An 18,929-nucleotide genomic window follows, 5' to 3' on the forward strand; every position below is an offset into this window, starting at 1 on the left:
TCCCGGCGGGCCGTTCGCATCCGTGGTTGTGGAGTTCAGTTGGCGCCGGGGTAGGCCATGTGGAAGGGCTCCCACTGGTGGCCGTCGGGATCGATGAAGGTGCGGCCGTGCATGCCGACCTGGGCCTCCTGGGCGCGCTTGTCCGCATTCACCTCCTCGGTGCCGCCGGCCGCGACCGCGGCGTCGACGAGCATGTCCACTTCCGCAGGGCTGGTAAGGGATAGGGCGTAGAGGCTGTTCACGGTGGCTTTGGCGTCGCCGATCACGCGGTCGGTGAAGGAGGTGAAGAAGTCCTTGGTCAGCAGCATCAGGCAGATGTTGTCGTCGACGACGATGCAGGCCGCATTGCCGTCGGTGAATTCCTGATTCACCTTCCAGCCCAGCGCCTCGTAGAAGCTCTTGGAGCGCTCCAGCTCGGCGACGGGAAGGTTGATGAAGATCATCTTGCTGGCCATGGCGTTCGTCCTCTCGTAAGCGGTCATAGGTGAGGACGGGCCCGCCTCCGAAAACTCATCGGTGTGGTCTGTGACACATCATTTAGTCATCGGCAAGTCGCGGGCCCGCCGACCGTGACAGAGTGGCGGGGGAGGAGGTGCCCGATGAAGTACAGCTACCTGGTCGCCCTCACCGGCAGTGGCGGGACCGTGCCGCCGGAGCTGGGGGTGGTGCGCAGGCTCGTCGATCGTGGGCACCGGGTCACCGTGCTCGCCGAGGAGTCCCTGGCCGCGGAGGTGACAGCGACGGGTGCGCGGCTGCGCTCGCGGGCCGGGGCCGGATTCGCCCGCGATACCGTCGCCGAAATCGACGGGGAGCGGCCGGATCTCGTGCTCGCCTCCTATTTCGCCTTCGGGGCGATGGTGGCCGCTCAGGCGCGCGAGTTGCCGTTCATGGTGCTGATTCCGGGTATCTACCCGCTGCCGGTGGAGGGCGGTCCGCCGCCGGGCACCGGATTCGGTCGCGCGGACGGCCCGGTCGGCCGCTGGCGGGACCGGGTGGTCGGTTCTATGGTGCAGCGCCGCTGGGATCAGGAACTGCTGCCGCAACTCAACGCGCTACGCGCGGATTTCGGCCTGGAGCGGCTGGCGCACTATCAGGATCAGGTGCAGCTGGCACACCGGCAGCTCGTATTATCCAGTGCGGCATTCGATTTCCCGGCGCAGCGGCCGGACGGTGTGCGCTGTGTCGGCCCTATCCTGGACGATCCCTTCTGGACCCGGGATGCGGAATGGGCGCTGCCGGAAGGCGGCGATCCGCTGGTGCTGGTGTCGCTGTCCACCACCGCGCAGCGGCAGAGCGAATGTCTGCAGCGGATCGCCGATGCGCTCGGCCGGCTCCCGGTGCGTGCCATCGTGACGACCGGGCCCGCCGTCGATCCCGCCGATATCACCGCACCGGTGAATGTGCAGGTGCTGGCCGCGGCCCCGCATCAGGAGCTCATGCGGCACGCCAGTCTGGTGATCACGCACGGCGGGCACGGCACCCTGGTCAAGGCCTTCGCCGCCGACCTGCCGGTGGTACTGCTGCCGCACGGTCGCGACCACGCCGACAATGCCGCCCGGGTGCGGGCGCACCGTGCCGGAATCACGCTGTCCCGCACCGCATCTCCGCAGCAGATCACCACCGCGGTCCGGCGCGTACTGCGCACGCCCGCGTACTATCGCGCCGCCGCCGAGCTGGGCCGGGTGCTGCGCCGCGATGCCATGAGCGATCTGCTCATGAACGAGTTGGAGCCCTCACCCGATCACCCCGACCCGGTGTTCGAGCGCATCTTCCCGGTCCGCGAGATGGAATCCTGATCTCCCGGGAACACACGCGGGTTCGCGCCCCGGCGTGTGCCCCGGGCCTGTCCGGTTTACCGTGGCAGGCATGGACTACCTGGCTCTGCTCTGCGTGAAGCTGACCGCTTTCGGCGATCTCATCACCGTCGATACCGATCTCGGGGCGCCGGTTCCGTCCTGCGGCGATTGGACCTTCTACGACCTCGCCGACCATGTCGGCAACGGCAATCTGTGGGTGGTGACCGCGGTGAGCGAGCTGCGCGGGGACCGGCAGGTCGAGTCCGCCCCGAAAGAGGCTGCCGCCCTGCGTGAATGGTATGACGAGACCGCCGACGCGATGGTCGCGGTGTTGTCCGGGGAACCGGACCAGGAGGCGTGGACCTTCTCCAGCACCATGCCCCGCACCGTCGCCTTCTGGCGCCGCCGCCGCGCCCACGAGACCCTCATGCACCTGTGGGACGGACAGAACGCCTTCGGCGCCGCGGACCCGTTCGACACGGATCTGGCCGTCGACGGCATCACCGAGGTCTTCGAACTGTTCGCCCCCCGCATGATCAAACGCGGTCTGGCCACCGAGCCGGAGGTGGCACTGCACGTCCGCGCCACCGATATCGCCGAGAGCTGGATCTACGGCCCCGGCGAACCCGTCGCCGAAATCTCCGGCGCCGCATCGGATCTGCTGCTCGCTCTCTGGCAGCGCAAGCCCCCCACCGACCCGGCCCTCACCTGGGGCGGCGACCGCACCGCCGGCGAGCGCGTATTGGCGGGCCCGCTGGTGCCCTGAGCCGCCGGGTTCAGCCACCCATCAAGTCCGGGGTGACCCCCCCGTCATCCCGGCATGCTCTTGGCCGGGATCTGTCGGAATCGGCTGAGTCGCTGTGGATCCCGGCCACAAGCACGCCGGGATGACAGGGTTTTGGCCGGGATGACGGGGTGCTTGTGGCCGGGATGACGGGGTGTGCCCGTCGTAGTTCTTTCCGGAACTCGGAGAAATTCCGCGCGCGGAAGGAAATTCGGACGGCTCTTTCCCGCTGTCGAATGTCCGCGCGCGGAATTCATTTGCAGTGACCACGCTCGACCGACGACGAAGGCGGCGGCACCGAATGGTGCTGCCGCCCTTGGGTATTCGTCGTGCGGTGCGGTCGCCGGTCAGTTGGCGGCGAGCAGGCCGCCGAGGGCGCGCAGGTGGTCGTGGGCGCCGCCGAGGGCGAATTCATTGTGCTTGGCGGCGGTGAAGTACTGGTTGACGATGTGGTCGCGGTCGATGCCGACGCCGCCGTGCACGTGCACGACGGTGTGGGCGACGCGGTGACCGGCATCGGCGGCCCAGAACTTGGCGGTGTGGACTTCCGCGGTGGCGGGCAGGCCCTCCGACAGCAGCCAGGCGGCCTGCTGGACGGCCAGGCGTACGCCCTGCACGTCGATGTAGGCATCGGCGAGGCGCTGGGCCACGGCCTGGAAGCTGCCGATCTTCTTGCTGAACTGCTCGCGCTCGCGGGCGTAGTCCGCGACCAGCTCGAGACCCTTTTCGAGGGTGCCGAGCTGCAGGGCGGCCAGGCCCAGCCAGGCCCGCTCGAGCAGCCAGTTCAGAATTTCGGCGCCCTGCTCCAGGGTGCCGACCAATTCGGCTGGGGTACCGGCGAATTCGATCTCGGCCTCGGGGGTGCGGTCGGTGACGATCTGGTCCGCGATACGGACCGAGGCGTGCGCCGGGTCGACCAGGAAGACGGCGGGGGAGCCGTCGACGCTGGCGGACACCAGGATTCGCGCCGCCTGCCGGGCGAACGGCACGGTGGTCTTGAGCCCGGTGAGCTGCCAGCCGCCATTGTCCGAGGCGGTGGTGACCGGCTTGGCCGGCTCCCAGTTCCGCTCTTCGGTCAGTGCCGCGGTGAGGATGAGGTCAGCGGTGCCGGCCTGTGCGGCCAGGGCCCGCTGGGCCTCGGTGCCGAACTGCGCCAGCGCGCCCGCGCCGAGCACGATCGACCACAGGTACGGCACGGGGGCGACGGACTTGCCGAGTTCCCGCAGGATCGACGTCTGCTCCAGCACGCCGAAACCGCTGCCGTCCGCCGTTTCCGGCAGGGCCGCTGCCAGCACGCCGGTCTCGGCGAGCGAGCTCCACAGCGATTCGTCGAAGCGCAGCGTGGTGTTCCCGGATGCGTCGGTGTTCTTGTCGAGTTCGCGCAGCCGGTCGGCGGTGACGAGCTTGCCGGTGACCTCGGCGGTCAGGCGGGCCAGATCCTGCTGCGCCTCGGTGAGAGTGAAATCCATGATGGTTACCTCGATTTCAGGGTTAGCGCGCAGCGGCCGGCTGCTTGAGGGCGGTCATGGCGATGATGTCGCGCTGCACCTCGTTGGTGCCGCCGCCGAAGGTGAGGATCAGGCAGGCGCGGTGCATGCGCTCCATGCGGCCGCGCAATTGCGCACCGGCGGAATCCTGGCGCAGGTAGCCCTGCGGTCCGAGCACCTCCATCAGGGCGCGGTAAACCTCGGTGGACAGTTCGGTGCCGTACACCTTGCAGGTGGAGGCATTCCACGGGCGCGGCGCGGCGCCCGCGTCGGCGCCGGAGGCGAGCTCCCAGTTCATCAGCTTCAGGTATTCGACCTTGGCGTGCGTGCGGGCCAGCAGAATCTGCACCCACTCCTGGTCGATGACGCGAGAACCGTTGGAGTTCTTGGTGTTCCGCGCCCACTCGGTGACCTGTGCGACCGCGAGCGACAGCGGTGCGGCGGAGGTCAGCGCGACCCGCTCGTGGTTGAGCTGATTGGTGATCAGCGACCAGCCGCCGTTCTCCGGCCCGACCATATCGGAGTGCTTGACCCGCACGTCCTGGTAGTAGGTGGCGCTGGTGTCCGGCCCGGCCATGGTGTGCACCGGCGTCCAGGAGAAGCCCTCCGCCGTGGTCGGCAGGATGAACATCGAAATGCCCTTGTGCTTCTTGGCGGCCGGATCGGTGCGGGCGGCGAGCCAGATGTAGTCGGCGTAGGCGATGAGGGAGGTCCACATCTTCTGGCCGTTGATGATCCACTCGTCACCGTCGCGGACCGCGCCGGTGCGCAGCGAGGCGAGGTCGGTGCCCGCGCCCGGCTCCGAGTAGCCGATGGCGAAGTGCAGCTGACCGGCGGCGATCTTGGGCAGGAAGAACTTCTTCTGCTCTTCGGTGCCGTAGTGCATGATCGTCGGCGCGACGGAGTTGATGGTCAGGAACGGCACCGGGGCGCCGGCGATGGCGGCCTCGTCGGTGAAGATCAGCTGATCCATGGTGGGCCGGTCCTGGCCGCCGTACTCCTTCGGCCAGCCGAGGGCGAGCCAGCCGTCGCGGCCCATCTCCGCGACGACCTCCCGGTAGACATTGCCTTCGCCGTACTCGCCGGTCTGAGCCGACAGCGCCGCTCGACGTTCCGGAGTGATCAGTTTGGCGAAATACTCACGCAGCTCAGCACGAAGCTGTTCCTGTTGCGGCGTGTATGCGATCCGCATAGCGATACCTCTAGCCTTCTCATCTCTTGAAATTAGGCCCAGCGGGGTTCAGCCGATCATTGCACAGCAGGTGAAACATGTTCCAGTATTGGGTGGTTGTAAGGCCGCGCTTGCTATCCCTGTGGGGCTGGTGTTGTTAGGCTCGGCCCACTGTTGTGGCAAAGGAGTTGGCTATGAAGGTCACTGTTGATCTCGACCAGTGCGAGGCGAACGGAATCTGTGTCGGAATCGCTCCCGACGTGTTCGAACTCGATGATGACGACGTCCTGCACATCATCGGCGCCGAGGTGGCCCCCGGTGATGAGGACGATGTGAAGACGGCGGTCGCGCAGTGCCCCAAGGCCGCTTTGAAGCTGGTCTGAACCCGGCCTTGCTCGCTAGGTGTAACACGTTCTAGAGTCGGCCCGGTGAGCGAAACTGATGTGAGTCTTGCCGGCCGAGTGGCCATCGTCACCGGCGCTGGTGCCGGGCTGGGCCGGGCCGAAGCCCTCGAGCTGGCCCGGGCCGGCGCTTCGGTCATTGTGAACGACCTTGCCGAGAACGACGCGGTCAGCGCAACCCTCGCCGACATCCGCGCGCTCGGCGCCAAGGCCGAATTCGTCGCGGGCAGCATTGCCGAGCGGTCCACCGCCGACGCGCTGCTGCAGACCGCCGAGGAAACCTTCGGCGGACTGGACATCATCGTCAACAATGCCGGTATCACCCGGGACAAGATGCTGTTCAACATGTCCGACGAGGATTTCGACGCCGTCATCGCGGTGCATCTGCGCGGGCACTTCCTGCTCACCCGCAATGCGGGCGCGTACTGGCGGGCCAAGTCGAAGGAAGCGGGTGCGCCGGTCTACGGCCGCATCGTCAACACCTCGTCCGAGGCCGGACTGCTCGGCCCGGCGGGCCAGGCCAATTACGGCGCCGCCAAGGCCGGTATCACCGCGCTGACGCTGTCGGCGTCGCGTGCGCTGTCGGCCTTCGGCGTCACCGCCAATGCGATCGCGCCGCGCGCCCGGACCTCGATGACCGAAAAGGTCTTCTCGGCAGCTCCCGAAGAGGGTCCGGATCCGCTCTCCCCTGATCATGTGGCACGGCTGGTGGCCTTCCTGGCCTCACCGGCCGCCGCGGCCGTCAGTGGACAGCTGTTCGTGGTGTACGGCCCCATGGTGGCGCTCATGGCCGCCCCCATCGTGGAGCAGCGTTTCGACGCCGAGGGGGAGTGGACCCGCGAGGGTCTGGCCGCCTCCCTGGGCGGGTATTTCGCCGAACGTCCTTCCGGCGCCACATTTTCGGCGTCGGCGCTGATGGATCTCGGCTAGTTCAACCCCTTCTCCCGGTCGCGGGGGGTTTCGCCCCCGCGTCCAGGTTGATCACGCGATCAATCATTGGTAGGAATGGGGATCATCTATGTGTGGCGCCTCACAAAGGCGGCACAGCTGTGGTAGTCCTCACGGGGTGAACATGTTCTCGAAACTGGACAGCAGTTCAGAAAGATGACCTGTTCAAAACCGTCGAACCCTTCCCGGAGGGCACTGGAACGTGTTCTAATCTTCGGGCGGGACCGAGATCACATTCAGATCTCGGGTGCTATAGCTAGGCAGGGGCAGGAGGAATCGCAGGAATGAATGATGTCCTCGCCGTACCGTTGCGGGCAGTGGGTGGGTTCTTCGAACTCGCCGGCGCTGTTGCTCGCGCCTTGGTACGGCCACCATTCCAGCGACGCGAATTCGTCGATCAATCCTGGTTTGTCGCCAGCGTCTCGATGGTCCCAACTCTGTTGGTGGCCATTCCTTTCACCGTGCTGGTGCAGTTCACACTCAACATCCTGCTGCGGGAAATCGGCGCGGGCGACCTCGCCGGCGCGGGCGCGGCATTCGGCGCCGTCACCCAGGTCGGGCCCATGGTCACGGTGCTCATCGTGGCCGGCGCCGGCGCGACCGCCATCTGCGCGGATCTCGGCGCCCGAACCATTCGCGAAGAGATCGACGCGATGAAGGTGCTCGGCATCGATCCGATTCAGCGCCTGGTGGTTCCGCGCGTGCTGGCCTCCATGTTCGTGGCCATGCTGCTGAACGGGCTGGTGTGCACCATCGGCATCCTCGGCGGCTTCTTCTTCTCGGTGTACCTGCAGGGTGTCAATCCGGGCGCGTTCGTCAACGGCATCACGCTGCTGACCCATCTGCCCGAAATGGTCATCTCGGAGGTGAAGGCCACCCTGTTCGGTCTCGTCGCCGGACTGGTCGCCTGTTATCTGGGGCTGAATGTCAAAGGCGGTCCGAAGAGCGTGGGCGATGCGGTGAACCAGACCGTCGTCTTCTCCTTCATGGCTCTTTTCGTTATCAACGTGGTGGTAACCGCTGTTGGCATCAAGTTCACGGCAAGGTGATCACATGGCATTCGTGATCAACTCTCGTTTCCCGAAGGTCATGCGGCGCATGCGGCGTACGACCGACGGTCTGGATTCCGTTGGCAATCAAGCGGTCTTCTACGCGCGGTCGCTGGCCTCGGTTCCCAAGGCGCTGGTGCACTATCGCACCGAGACCATCCGGCTCATCGCCGAGATTTCGATGGGCACAGGTGCATTGGCCGTCATCGGCGGCACCGTGATCATCGTCGGATTCCTGACCCTCGCCGCCGGTGGCACCATCGCGGTGCAGGGCTACAGCTCACTCGGCAATATCGGTGTCGAGGCGCTCACCGGCTTCTTCGCGGCGTTCATCAATGTTCGCATTGCGGCGCCGGTCATTTCGGGTATCGGCCTGGCCGCCACGCTCGGCGCCGGTACCACCGCGCAGCTCGGCGCCATGCGCGTCTCGGAAGAGATCGACGCGCTGGAGGTCATGGCCATCCGGCCGGTGCCGTTCCTCGTCGGTACCCGCCTGCTGGCGGGCATGCTCGCGATCATCCCGCTGTACTCGCTGGCCGTCATCGCGTCCTTCATCGCCAGTCGCTTTGCGACAGTGGTGATCTACGGACAGTCCGCCGGTGTGTACGACCACTACTTCGATACATTCCTGATCCCCAGCGATATTCTGTGGTCGTTCGCCCAGGCGATCTTCATGGCCATCGCGGTCATGCTGATCCACACCTACTACGGCTTCCACGCCTCCGGCGGTCCCGTCGGTGTGGGTGTCGCGGTGGGTAACGCGGTTCGTTCCTCGCTGGTCGCGGTCGTCATGGTGACGCTGCTGATCTCCCTTGCCATCTATGGCACGTCCGGCAATTTCCACCTCTCCGGGTAGGCAACGACACATGGTGACTCAACATGACGGGGTAGCGAGCCCGATCGGCGCGCCCTTCGTCGAAAAGCCAAGGCCCAAACGGCCTCTCGAACAACCCTGGGTCGTGCGACTGGCGGGGGTCGGCCTGGTGCTGGCGCTGGTCGCGGTCGTGGTGATCTGCATGGTCAGTTTCTCGGGCGGCTTCCTGAACACCGTCAAGGTGACCGTGGCCGCCCCGCGCAGCGGCCTGGTGCTCGATACGGACGCCAAGGTGAAGATCCGCGGCGTCGAGATCGGCCGCGTCACCGGTGTGAAGAACTCCGGTGACGATGCGCGCATCGAACTGGCGGTGGACCCGGACAAATTGAAGATGGTGCCCGCCAATGCGGTCGTGGACATTCGCTCCACCACCGTCTTCGGTGCGAAGTACATCAACTTCATTGCTCCGCAAGATCCTTCGGCCGATTCGCTGCGCCCCGGTGCGACCGTGCAGGCGCAGGCGGTGACCGTCGAATTCAATACGATCTTCCAGCATCTCAACGATGTGCTCTCGAAAGTGGCGCCGGAGAAGCTGAATGCGACGCTGACGGCGCTGGGTTCGGCGCTGCAGGGACGCGGTCAGAAGCTCGGGCAGCTGCTGTCCGACAGTGACGCCTTCCTGCGCGATATCAACCCGAGCCTGCCCACGCTGCAGGACGACTTCCAGAAGACCACCGCGGTGACCGGCCTCTACGCCGACACCGCGCCGGATCTGCTGAACACCACCAGCAATCTGGTGACCACCAGCGGCACCCTCGTGGACTCCGAGGCGAAGATCGATTCGCTGCTGACCAACCTGATCGGGTTGTCCGGCACCGCGACTCCGATCCTGAACGACACCGTTCCGCCGCTGACCGAAGCGCTGCAACTGCTGCGGCCGACCATCGGGACGCTGAACGAATACCAGTCCGCGATCGGCTGTGTCATCAACGGCATCGGGCCGATGATGCCCATCTACGGTCAGCTTTTCGGCGGCCGTTATCCGGCGGTCTCCATGAACGCCAGCTTCATGCCCGCCGGCGAACCCTACAAGTACCCGGAGGACCTGCCGAAGGTGAACGCCACCGGTGGCCCGCACTGTGAGGGCGTGCTCGATCGCAAGCCCGGCGATGATGCCGGCTATCTGCTCACCGATACCTCGGAGGGCCATATCTTCTCGCCGCCCACCGTGCCGCACATCGCCGGCCCGAGCATCTTCCAGCTGCTGTTCGCCGGACTGCCGGGGGTGAAGTAGGTGAAGTTCGCACCGCGCCCCGTCACCATCAAGCTCGGCATATTCACACTCGTCATGGTTCTGGTCATGGGCATGCTCGGCGTGGTCCTGAGCCAGATGCGGTTCTCCCGGGAGAACGGCTACCACGCGATCTTCACCAATTCGTCGGGCATTCTGCCCGGCGCCAAGGTGCGCATCGCGGGTGTCCCGGTCGGCTCGATCAGCAAGGTGACCGTCGGCAAGGACAAGCTCGCCCACGTCGATTTCGACGTGGACCGCAAGTACCGGCTCTACGCCAGCACGACCGCGACCATCCGCTACGAGAACCTCGTCGGCGACCGGTATCTGGAACTGCTCGAAGGCCCCGGCACCGCGCAGCTGATGTCCAAGGGCTCGACCATGGGCACCGATCGGACCAAGCCGGCGCTGGATCTCGATATGCTGCTCGGCGGCTTCAAACCGCTGCTGCGCGGCCTGGATCCGACACAGGTCAACGACCTGACCGAGGCGCTGCTGCAGGTCTTCCAGGGCCAGGGCGGCACGCTGGTCTCGCTGCTCAACAGCGGCGGGTCCTTCGCCAAGACGCTCGCCGATCGAGATGCCTTGATCGGCAGTGTGATCAACAATCTGAAGACGGTGCTCTCCACCATCGACGATCGGGACAAGGCGTTCGGCACCACGCTGGACGAATTGCAGCGTCTGGTCAGCGGTTTGGCCGCCGACAAGGATCCGATCGGTGACGCGATTCCGCGGATCTCCGGCGCCACCGGCGATCTCACCAATCTGCTCACCGAGGCCCGCCCGGATCTGAAGAACGCGATCGCGCAGCTGGGCCACACCGCGGAGAACGTGGACAACCAGTCCGACGAGATCGAGTGGGTCATTCAGAACCTGCCGGACGCCTACAAGAAGCTGGTGCGTATCGGCTCCTACGGCTCCTTCCTGAATATCTACGTCTGTGGTACTGACTTCCTGGTCGACGGTCCCGACGGCAAGCCGTCGCTGCTCAAGTTGCCCGCTGCGCAGACCAGCGGAAGGTGTGCGAAGTGAACGGAAATCGCCTGATCAATGTGGGCATCATCGGCATCGTGCTGGCGGTGACGATCTCCCTGGCGTCACTGCAGTTCGACCGGTTGCCTTTCCTGGCCAACGGCGCCCACTACACCGCGTACTTCGGTGATGCGGGTGGCCTGCTGCCCGGTGACAATGTGCAGGTCGCGGGCGTCAAGGTCGGTCGCGTGGAGGACGTCAAGCTGGACGGCGCCAAGGTCTCCGTGCGGTTCTCGCTCGATTCCGCCATCGGCCTGGGCACCAAGTCGACCGCCGCCATCAAGACCAATACGGTGCTCGGCCGGAAGTCGCTGGAGGTGACCCCGGTCGGACCGGGCACGCTGCGCTCGAACGATCCGATTCCGTTGGAGCGCACCACTTCTCCGTACTCGCTCAATGACGCGCTCGGTGATCTGTCCACGACGGTCAAGGGCCTGGACATGGGCCAGGTGAATACGACGCTGGATGCCCTGTCCGCGACCTTCAAGGACACTCCCGCGCCGCTGCGGTCCGCGCTGGACGGCATCACCGCGCTGTCGCGCAGTATCAATACCCGCGACCAGGCGCTGACCGATCTGCTCAGCAAGGCGCAGGGCGTCACCAAGGTGCTCGCCGATCGGGCGGACAAGATCAACGCTCTGCTCGTCGACGGCAACAGCCTGCTCGGTGAACTGGATGCCCGGCGTACCGCGCTCGGCCAGATGATCACCTACATCAACCAGCTCGCGCAGCAGCTCACCGGCTTCGTCAACGACAACGAGGCGCAGCTCAAACCGACACTGGACAAACTGAATTCGGTGCTCGGCATGCTGCAGAAGAACAAGCAGAGCCTCTCCGACGCGCTCGACGCCCTCGGCCCGTACGCGGGTGCGCTGGGTGAGCAGGTCGGCAGCGGCCCGTACTTCCAGGCCTACATTTCGAACGCGACCAGTAAGGGCCTCCAGCCCCTGATCGACGCGCTGGTGTGGCCCGAGCATCTGCCCAGTGACCTGAAGTCCTACCTGGACAACGGGAATCAGCAGCCTCCGGGCCTCTACCCGGCGCAGACGGAGCCCGGCAAATGAACGCATTCAAGAACGCCGGCAAGCGTGTCGGCACCCTGCCCCGCTGGGCGAAGATCGTCGCACTGCTGGCCGTCGTGGCCATTGTGGCCGGCATCGGATACTCGGCGCTGACCCGCATCGGCAAGACGCAGATCACCGCGTATTTCCCGTCTACCAGCGGGTTGTACGTCGGTGACCAGGTGCGGGTGCTCGGAGTGCATGTGGGCCGGATCGATTCGGTCGACCCGGGCAAGGACAAGGTCACGGTCAAGATGACCATCGACCGCGGCATCGATCTGCCCGCCGATGCCAAGGCCGTGATCGTGTCGCCGTCGCTGGTGTCCGCGCGCTTCGTCCAGATCGCCCCCGCCTACACCGGTGGACCCAAGATGAAGGACGGTGGGAGCATTCCCATCGAGCACACCGCCGTTCCGGTGGAGTGGGACGACATCAAGGCCGAACTGTCCAAGCTGGCAACCACTCTCGGTCCCGTCGGTGAGGACAAGCAGGGTTCGTTCGGACGCTTCGTCGATACCGCCGCGAACAATCTCGACGGCAATGGCCAGGCGTTCCGCGACACCCTCAAGGAACTGTCCGGCGCGCTGAACACCCTGTCGGACGGACGCACCGACCTGTTCGGGACCATTCGCAATCTGCAGCAGTTCGTGGACGTGCTCTCCAAGAGCGATGACCAGATCGTGCAGTTCGGCGGACGGCTCGCCTCGGTGTCCTCGGTACTCGCGGGCGTCTCCGGCGATCTCGGTGCGGGACTGGACAATCTGGACTCCGCGGTCAGCGATGTGCAGCGCTTCATCGATTCGCGCGGCGGCGCGCTGACCGAGAGCGTGCAGCGGCTGTCCGATGTCACCCAGTTGCTCGTGGACAAGCGCCCCGAACTGGAGCGGGTGCTGCACTCCGGTCCCACCGCGCTGGTCAACTTCTATCAGATCTACAAGCCCGCACTCGGTGCGGTGACCGGTTATCCGGTGCTGACCAACTTCGCCGATCCGCTGAGCTTCCTGTGCGGCTCGGTGGAGGCGCTGGGCGAGAACGACTCCGACAAGTCCGCGAACCTGTGCTCGACGATCCTCGGTCCGGTGCTGCAGAGCATGGCTTTCAACTATCCGAATTTCATGCTCAGCACGCCCACCACCGCGACGGCCTATCCGGAGCAGATCAAGGCCAGTACGCCGGATGTGGCCGCACGGGCCGCCAATCAGGTCGTCGTGCCGAACAACCTTGCCGAGCTGGCTCTTCCGGGAGGCAACTGATGAAGTCCATCATCGGACCCAAGCGGGCGGCGGGACTGGCGATCGGTATCGCGATCGCGCTGGGGGCCACCGGATGTGAATGGGACGGCCTGAACTCGCTGCCCATGCCGGGCACCCAGGGCACCGGCGACGGCTCCTGGCAGGTCAAGATCCAGATGCCGAATGTCACCACGCTGACCCGTAATTCGCCGGTCCGCGTCAATGACGTCACCGTCGGCTCGGTCACCGATATCGAGGTGGAGGGCTGGCACGCGCTGGTCACCATCGGCCTCAACAAGGGCGTCAAGGTGCCTGCCAACGCACTGGCCAAGATCGGCCAGACCAGTCTGCTCGGCAGTAATCATCTGGAGCTGGACCCGCCGACAGACGTTGCGCCGCAAGGGGAATTGAAGGCCGGTGACGTCATCCCGCTGGAGCGGGCGGGCGCCTACCCGACCACCGAGCAGGTGCTGTCCTCGCTGTCGGTCGTGCTCAACGGCGGCGGTATCAGCCAGCTGGAGAACATCACCGGCGAACTGAACAAGGCGCTCGACGGCAATACCGACGCCGTGCGCGATCTGCTGCCGCAGCTGAATACGCTCGCGACCACCCTGGACGGCCAGACCAAGGACATCATCGCCACCATGGGCGGACTGGACCGGTTCGCGGGAGTCCTTGCGCAGCAGAAGGATCAGCTGGCGTCGGCCATCGACAATATCCACCCCGCCCTGACCGTGCTCGCGGACCGGCGGCAGAAGATCACCGAGGCGCTCACCTCGCTCGGCGGTCTCAGCGATGTCATCTCGCAGCTGGTCCAGAAGGGCGGCGACAACCTCACCGCCGATCTGCACAACATCGGGCCCGTGCTGCAGACGATCGGCGATACCGGCGAAAACCTCAGCAAGGCACTCGGAATGCTGCTCACCTTCCCGTTCTCCATGCACGATATGGACGGTGCGGTGCGCGGCGACTACCTCAATGTGAAGATCACCTTCGACCTCACCTCGGCGCGACTGACGAAGAACTTCCTCATCGGCACTCCGCTCGGACCGCGGTACACCGGTGTGGAGGGTGCGCTCGGCCAGCAGGGCGGTACCCCCGGTGATCCCGTGGATCCGAAGGTTGCTCCGCTGCAGCCGAAGCCGGAGTCACAGCAGCCGAGTATTCCCGGCCTGCCGCCTATTCCGGGTCTGCCCGCGATTCCGGGGATCACCGTGCCGCAAGGGAGTGGAAAGTGAAACTCACCCGGTTCGTCAAGATCCAGCTGATCATCTTCTCCGTGCTGACCCTCATCGGTCTCTCGGTCATGGGCGGCCAGTACATCAAGATTCCGGCCATGTTCGGCATCGGACGCTATGACGTGACGGTGCTGCTGCAGGCCACCGGCGGGCTCTACGAGAACGCCAATGTGGCCTACCGCGGCACCAATATCGGCAAGGTGCAGGAGGTTCGGCTCACGCCGGACGGTGTCGCCGCCAAACTGTCCATCGACAGCGACTACAAGATCCCGTCCGATGTGGACGCCTGGGTCAAGAGTGTGTCCGCGATCGGTGAGCAGTACGTGGACCTGGTGCCGGTCGATAATCCCCAGGGCGGCAACCTGAAAGACGGTTCGGTCATTCAGGTCGATCGCACCAAGCTGCCGCAGGATGTCGGCACGCTGCTCGACCAGACCGACCGGTTGCTCAGCAGTGTCGCCGATACCAAGCTGCGCCAGGTCATCGACGACGCCTTCACCGCCTTCGACGGCGCCGGCCCGGATCTGCAGAAGTTCATCGACTCCGCATCGCTGCTGGTGCAGGAGGCGAAGAACAATACCGACGCCACCAAGGATCTGATCGACAAGATCGGCCCGCTGCTGGACACCCAGGTGCAGTCCGACTCGTCCATCCGGGAGTGGACCAAGGACCTGTCCACCGTGACAGATCAACTGCGCCAGCATGATCCGGCGTTGCGCAGTGTCCTCACCAAGGCGCCCGGCACCCTCTCGAGCGCCACCAAGCTGTTCCAGGACATGAAGCCGACGCTGCCGCTGCTCGCCCGCAATCTGGCGAGCGTCGGGCAGGTCAGCTACATCTACAACCCGAGCATCGAGCAGCTGCTGGTGGTCTTCCCGCCGCTGATCGCCGGACTGCTCTCCGTCGCGACGAACGGCCCGACCGAGTACGGCGCCATGGTCGACTTCATGGTCAGCGTCAACGACCCGCAGGGCTGTCAGACCGGCTTCCTGCCGGCCGATCAGCGGCGCTCGGCCGCCCTGCGCGATCATCCGGACACCCCGGCCGGGCTGTACTGCAAGGTGGCGCAGAACGCGCCGTTCGACGTCCGCGGTATCCGCAATACGCCGTGTATGGAATTCCCGGGCAAGCGCGCGCCCACGCCGGAACTGTGCCGTGACCCGCAGGGCTACCAGCCCGAGGGTGACAACCCGCAGTCCGGCCCGCCGCACCCGGTCGCGCCGGCGAGCGACACCACCCCGGGAGCACCCAACGGGACCCAACCGGCCTCGGTGGAAGAACGTCCGTACGATCCGAAGAGCGGAACCGTCCTCGATCAGGACGGCCGGTCCTTGCGGATCACCAATGTCGGAGCCGACGGCTCCGGCGTGGTGCCGGCCAGCCTGACATCTATGGTCCAGGAGCAGTTGAAATGAGTGAAACCAGCGGGGTGAACAAGCGGACCCGGCGACGCGCCATACGGTCGGAGGGCCCGCCGCCGGACGAACCGGGAACCACACAGGTGTTCGTAGCCCAGGTTCCCGCGGCGGCCACCCCGCTGGTCGAGGACGCCGCGGCCGAGCCGGCCGCGGCGGAGAGCACGGCCGCGGTGGTGGAGGACGCGCCTCCGGCCGCGCTCGACGCCGATGCCGTCGTCGAGGATGCCGCAGCCGCACCCACCGCGGGCGAGTCCGCCGAATCCGAAGCGCCCGCAGCTGTTTCGGCCCAGGCGACCGGCCGCTGGCAGTGGGCCGTGGCGGCGGCAGCGCTCGTGCTGGCCGTGGCGGTGGGCGCCGCGACCGTGTGGATGGGCATGCAGCGCAACGATCTTGCCGATCAGGCGGCGATGCGCGCGGACTACGTGCAGACCGCCAAGCAGGCCATGATCAATATTACGAATATCAGCGCCGACACCGCTCAGGACGACATCAAGCGGGTGCTGCAGGTGACCTCGGGCGATCTCGCGACCGAATACACCCAGCGCAAGGACGATTACGCGGCGATCGTGCAGAAGGCCGCGGTGCACGCCAAGGGCGAGGTCATCGAGGCCGCCCTGCAGAGCTCCGACGATCAGTCCGCGATCGTGCTGGTCGCGGTCAAGCAGGTGCTGACCAATGCCGGCTCGGATGCCCCGCAGCAGCGCCAGTTCCGCTTCAAGGTGACCCTGGCCCGCAATGACAAGGGGATCACGGCGACCGGAATGGAGATGGTGGTATGAGCCCGAAACTGCGTTTCCGCCCGAAACTCGGTGTGAGTCTGCGCAATGTGAGTCTGCGCAATCTGCTGATCGTGGGCGGCGCGCTCACCCTGCTGGTCGCCAGCCTCGCCGCCGGATCGTGGGTCGGCTACGGCTGGTGGCAGGACCGGAGCGTGGCCTCGGCCCGCGACGACTCCACGATCGTCGCCAAGCGCACGGTCGAGGGCATGTTCGGCTACGACTACCACACCATCGACGACCAGATGAAGAAGGTGACCGGGGATATGACCCCGGACTTCAAGGCGGACTGGATGAAGGTGACCAATTCGGTCCTCGCACCCGGCGCCAAGGACAAGGAACTCGTCGTCCAGGCCACGGTGGTGGAGACCGGCGTGATCAGCTCCAGCGCCGACCACACCGAGATCATGATCTTCCTGAACCAGAAGAGCAGCGGCAAGGACGCGAGCAAGGGCACCTACGACGCCAGTCGTCTCCGGGTCAAGATGGATCACAAGGGCGGCCACTGGCTGGTGGCGGACGTCAACCCGATCTAGCCTGCCGTACAACAGCATTCACTTCAGGGCGCCGCGATCGCGGCGCCCTGAAGCTTTCTGCCGGTGTCTCTAGCGCTGCATGTCCGGATCGACGTCGTCGTCGGACAGCAGGGCGCTGCCGGCGACCCGATCCTGCGCCAGGGCGTCGAGGAAGGCGCGGGCCCAGCGGTCCACGTCGTGGGTGAGAACCTGCCTGCGCAGGGAGCGCATGCGGCGGCGGCGGGTGTCGCGATCATCTTCGATGGCGGAGACGATGGCGTCCTTGACGCTGTCCAGGTCGTGCGGGTTGCACAGGTAGGCCTGGCGCAATTCCGCTGCCGCACCGGTGAATTCGCTCAGCACCAGCGCGCCGCTGAGGCCGCCCTGGCAGGCCACGTACTCCTTGGCCACCAGATTCATGCCGTCGCGCAGCGGGGTCACCAGCATGACGTCGGCGGCCACGAAGAACGAGAGCAGTTCCTCGCGGGGGATCGGGCGGTGCAGGTAGTGCACCACCGGATAGCCCACGCGGGCGTACTCGCCGTTGATGCGGCCGACCTGGCGTTCGATATCGCCGCGCATCTGGATATAGGACTCCACCCGCTCGCGGCTCGGTGTGGCCAGCTGCACCACCACCGTGTCGGCGGGATCTATCCGGCCCTCCTGCAGCAGCTCCTCGAGCGCGGCCAGGCGGATATCGATGCCCTTGGTGTAGTCCAGGCGGTCGACGCCGAGCAGGATGGTCTTCGGATTGCCCAGCTCCGCACGGATTTTCGAGGCCCGCTCGCGCACGCTGCGGCGGCGCGACATCTCGTCCAGTTCAGTGGAGGTGATGGAGATGGGGAACGCGCCCACCCGCACGGTGCGGAAACCCACCTGCACCACACCGAGTTTCGAGCGCACACCCACGCTGCCGCGGGAAGTCGGTTGCCCGGCAAGCCTTCTCGCCAGGTAGAGGAAGTTCTGCGCGCCCCCGGGGAGGTGGAATCCGATCAGGTCGGCGCCCAGCAATCCCTCGACGATCTCTGTGCGCCAAGGCATTTGCATGAACAGCTCGACCGGCGGGAACGGAATGTGCAGGAAGAAGCCGATGGTCAGATCCGGGCGCAGCATGCGCAGCATCTTCGGGACCAGCTGCAGCTGATAGTCCTGTACCCAGACGGTGGCGCCCTCGGCGGCCACCTTCGCGGTGTATTCGGCGAAACGGCGGTTCACCTGCACGTATGCCTGCCACCACTTGCGGTCGTAGACCGGGCGCACGATCACATCGTGATACAGCGGCCACAGGGTGCCATTGGAGAAACCCTCGTAGTAGTCGGCGACCTCATCGGCCGAGAGCGGTACCGGATGCAATTCCAGCCCGTCTTCGACGATCGGGTCCATCTCGACATCGGGGACGCCCGCCCAGCCCACCCAGGCGCCCTTGTTGTTGCGCAGCACCGGTTCCAGAGCGGTCACCAGGCCGCCGGGACTGCGTTTCCAGCGTGTGGTGCCGTCCGGCAGCTTCTCGAGGTCGACCGGTAACCGGTTGGCGACTACGACGAAACCTGAACCGGCGCTATCCGGGTTCACAGGCTCATTCGCCCCGCGTGGCGGGAGCGATGCCGAGCATCGACAGGAGCATGCGGCATTCGTCTGCGTCGGTGGCGTACGCGGCCACTACGCGCTGGGCCTGACGTGCGGTTTCGTCGGCGAGTGGTTCCAGATCGTCGTCCGCGATGTCTTTGGCGCTGCTGTTCGCGGCCATCATCATGTCCTCTCGGGGATGTCTGCTCAGCTTACGAGGAACCCATCCTATCTGGATGCCTCACAGGAACTGGTCCCTCGGTGGACAGCGAGCTCGAAACGCAATACGGGCCGCGGACGATTTCCCTGCGTCCGGTCCCGTCCGAGAGCGGGGCGATACGGTGGGGCGA

The 18,929-nt window shown here is 65.9% G+C and carries 19 protein-coding genes; 14 read left to right on the forward strand and 5 right to left on the reverse strand.

Annotated elements, in window-relative coordinates; all coding sequences use genetic code 11:
- Positions 1 to 35 precede the first annotated feature (35 nt).
- The gene (locus OG326_RS05020) at positions 36 to 455 is read right to left on the reverse strand and encodes a VOC family protein (protein ID WP_327143443.1); all 420 of its coding nucleotides are present in this window, start codon (positions 453 to 455) and stop codon (positions 36 to 38) included.
- 144 nt (positions 456 to 599) lie between these two features.
- Between OG326_RS05020 and OG326_RS05025 the strand changes: the two genes are divergently transcribed.
- Entirely contained in the window at positions 600 to 1,796 is a 1,197-nt protein-coding gene (locus OG326_RS05025; RefSeq protein WP_327143444.1) for a glycosyltransferase, read from the forward strand.
- Positions 1,797 to 1,866: 70 nt separating this feature from the next.
- Positions 1,867 to 2,562 (forward strand): maleylpyruvate isomerase family mycothiol-dependent enzyme, encoded by a 696-nt coding sequence (locus OG326_RS05030; RefSeq protein ID WP_327143445.1) that lies wholly within the window; start codon positions 1,867 to 1,869, stop codon positions 2,560 to 2,562.
- A 365-nt stretch (positions 2,563 to 2,927) separates the two neighbouring features.
- Here OG326_RS05030 and OG326_RS05035 read toward each other — a convergent pair whose 3' ends face one another.
- The gene (locus OG326_RS05035) at positions 2,928 to 4,049 is read right to left on the reverse strand and encodes an acyl-CoA dehydrogenase family protein (RefSeq protein ID WP_327143446.1); all 1,122 of its coding nucleotides are present in this window, start codon (positions 4,047 to 4,049) and stop codon (positions 2,928 to 2,930) included.
- 22 nt (positions 4,050 to 4,071) lie between these two features.
- Positions 4,072 to 5,259: an acyl-CoA dehydrogenase family protein gene (locus tag OG326_RS05040; RefSeq protein WP_327143447.1), complete on the reverse strand. Its 1,188-nt coding sequence runs from the start codon at positions 5,257 to 5,259 to the stop codon at positions 4,072 to 4,074.
- Between the two features lie 173 nt (positions 5,260 to 5,432).
- Between OG326_RS05040 and OG326_RS05045 the strand changes: the two genes are divergently transcribed.
- From OG326_RS05045 to OG326_RS05100, 12 genes are all read left to right on the forward strand, one after another.
- Positions 5,433 to 5,621 (forward strand): ferredoxin, encoded by a 189-nt coding sequence (locus OG326_RS05045; RefSeq protein WP_327143448.1) that lies wholly within the window; start codon positions 5,433 to 5,435, stop codon positions 5,619 to 5,621.
- Positions 5,622 to 5,666: 45 nt separating this feature from the next.
- The gene (locus OG326_RS05050; protein ID WP_327143449.1) at positions 5,667 to 6,569 is read left to right on the forward strand and encodes a 3-oxoacyl-ACP reductase; all 903 of its coding nucleotides are present in this window, start codon (positions 5,667 to 5,669) and stop codon (positions 6,567 to 6,569) included.
- Between the two features lie 302 nt (positions 6,570 to 6,871).
- On the forward strand, positions 6,872 to 7,636 hold the full coding sequence (locus tag OG326_RS05055) for an MlaE family ABC transporter permease (RefSeq protein ID WP_327143450.1): 765 nt from the start codon (positions 6,872 to 6,874) through the stop codon (positions 7,634 to 7,636).
- Positions 7,637 to 7,640: 4 nt separating this feature from the next.
- A complete protein-coding gene (locus OG326_RS05060) occupies positions 7,641 to 8,492 on the forward strand; it encodes an MlaE family ABC transporter permease (protein ID WP_405133705.1) in 852 nt (283 codons plus the stop codon).
- A 10-nt stretch (positions 8,493 to 8,502) separates the two neighbouring features.
- Positions 8,503 to 9,744, forward strand: a complete 1,242-nt coding sequence (locus OG326_RS05065; protein WP_327143451.1) for an MCE family protein — start codon at positions 8,503 to 8,505, stop codon at positions 9,742 to 9,744.
- Positions 9,745 to 10,773, forward strand: a complete 1,029-nt coding sequence (locus tag OG326_RS05070; RefSeq protein ID WP_327143452.1) for a virulence factor Mce family protein — start codon at positions 9,745 to 9,747, stop codon at positions 10,771 to 10,773. It abuts the gene before it with no gap.
- Positions 10,770 to 11,837, forward strand: coding sequence for an MCE family protein (locus OG326_RS05075; RefSeq protein WP_327143453.1), 1,068 nt, complete (start codon positions 10,770 to 10,772; stop codon positions 11,835 to 11,837). Before OG326_RS05070 ends, OG326_RS05075 begins: the two co-directional genes overlap by 4 nt.
- Positions 11,834 to 13,087 carry an MCE family protein gene (locus tag OG326_RS05080; protein ID WP_327143454.1) on the forward strand — a complete coding sequence of 418 codons (1,254 nt, stop codon included), beginning with the start codon at positions 11,834 to 11,836 and terminating at the stop codon, positions 13,085 to 13,087. The genes OG326_RS05075 and OG326_RS05080 overlap by 4 nt, the downstream gene beginning before the upstream one ends.
- Positions 13,087 to 14,304 (forward strand): MCE family protein, encoded by a 1,218-nt coding sequence (locus tag OG326_RS05085; RefSeq protein WP_327143455.1) that lies wholly within the window; start codon positions 13,087 to 13,089, stop codon positions 14,302 to 14,304. The genes OG326_RS05080 and OG326_RS05085 overlap by 1 nt, the downstream gene beginning before the upstream one ends.
- Entirely contained in the window at positions 14,301 to 15,719 is a 1,419-nt protein-coding gene (locus tag OG326_RS05090; RefSeq protein WP_327143456.1) for an MlaD family protein, read from the forward strand. Before OG326_RS05085 ends, OG326_RS05090 begins: the two co-directional genes overlap by 4 nt.
- Positions 15,716 to 16,501 (forward strand): hypothetical protein, encoded by a 786-nt coding sequence (locus OG326_RS05095; protein ID WP_327143457.1) that lies wholly within the window; start codon positions 15,716 to 15,718, stop codon positions 16,499 to 16,501. The genes OG326_RS05090 and OG326_RS05095 overlap by 4 nt, the downstream gene beginning before the upstream one ends.
- A complete protein-coding gene (locus OG326_RS05100) occupies positions 16,498 to 17,034 on the forward strand; it encodes a hypothetical protein (RefSeq protein ID WP_327143458.1) in 537 nt (178 codons plus the stop codon). Before OG326_RS05095 ends, OG326_RS05100 begins: the two co-directional genes overlap by 4 nt.
- A 69-nt stretch (positions 17,035 to 17,103) precedes the next feature.
- On the opposite strand, the gene OG326_RS05105 is transcribed toward OG326_RS05100, so the two are convergent.
- Positions 17,104 to 18,585, reverse strand: coding sequence for an alpha,alpha-trehalose-phosphate synthase (UDP-forming) (locus tag OG326_RS05105; RefSeq protein WP_327143459.1), 1,482 nt, complete (start codon positions 18,583 to 18,585; stop codon positions 17,104 to 17,106).
- A 4-nt stretch (positions 18,586 to 18,589) separates the two neighbouring features.
- Positions 18,590 to 18,760 (reverse strand): hypothetical protein, encoded by a 171-nt coding sequence (locus OG326_RS05110; RefSeq protein WP_297627155.1) that lies wholly within the window; start codon positions 18,758 to 18,760, stop codon positions 18,590 to 18,592.
- Between the last annotated feature and the right edge of the window lie 169 nt (positions 18,761 to 18,929).

It is taken from the genome of Nocardia sp. NBC_01327, assembly GCF_035958815.1.
Lineage (GTDB): Bacteria > Actinomycetota > Actinomycetes > Mycobacteriales > Mycobacteriaceae > Nocardia.

Excerpts from the sequence above, each read along its gene's own strand:
- OG326_RS05065 (WP_327143451.1), top strand. The coding sequence starts at position 8,503 with ATGGTGACTCAACATGACGGGGTAGCGAGCCCGATCGGCGCGCCCTTC.
- OG326_RS05055 (WP_327143450.1), top strand. The coding sequence starts at position 6,872 with ATGAATGATGTCCTCGCCGTACCGTTGCGGGCAGTGGGTGGGTTCTTC.
- OG326_RS05080 (WP_327143454.1), top strand. The coding sequence starts at position 11,834 with ATGAACGCATTCAAGAACGCCGGCAAGCGTGTCGGCACCCTGCCCCGC.
- OG326_RS05100 (WP_327143458.1), top strand. The coding sequence starts at position 16,498 with ATGAGCCCGAAACTGCGTTTCCGCCCGAAACTCGGTGTGAGTCTGCGC.
- OG326_RS05030 (WP_327143445.1), top strand. The coding sequence starts at position 1,867 with ATGGACTACCTGGCTCTGCTCTGCGTGAAGCTGACCGCTTTCGGCGAT.
- OG326_RS05085 (WP_327143455.1), top strand. The coding sequence starts at position 13,087 with ATGAAGTCCATCATCGGACCCAAGCGGGCGGCGGGACTGGCGATCGGT.
- OG326_RS05020 (WP_327143443.1), bottom strand. The coding sequence starts at position 455 with ATGGCCAGCAAGATGATCTTCATCAACCTTCCCGTCGCCGAGCTGGAG.
- OG326_RS05040 (WP_327143447.1), bottom strand. The coding sequence starts at position 5,259 with ATGCGGATCGCATACACGCCGCAACAGGAACAGCTTCGTGCTGAGCTG.
- OG326_RS05045 (WP_327143448.1), top strand. The coding sequence starts at position 5,433 with ATGAAGGTCACTGTTGATCTCGACCAGTGCGAGGCGAACGGAATCTGT.
- OG326_RS05035 (WP_327143446.1), bottom strand. The coding sequence starts at position 4,049 with ATGGATTTCACTCTCACCGAGGCGCAGCAGGATCTGGCCCGCCTGACC.
- OG326_RS05060 (WP_405133705.1), top strand. The coding sequence starts at position 7,641 with ATGGCATTCGTGATCAACTCTCGTTTCCCGAAGGTCATGCGGCGCATG.
- OG326_RS05025 (WP_327143444.1), top strand. The coding sequence starts at position 600 with ATGAAGTACAGCTACCTGGTCGCCCTCACCGGCAGTGGCGGGACCGTG.
- OG326_RS05110 (WP_297627155.1), bottom strand. The coding sequence starts at position 18,760 with ATGGCCGCGAACAGCAGCGCCAAAGACATCGCGGACGACGATCTGGAA.
- OG326_RS05095 (WP_327143457.1), top strand. The coding sequence starts at position 15,716 with ATGAGTGAAACCAGCGGGGTGAACAAGCGGACCCGGCGACGCGCCATA.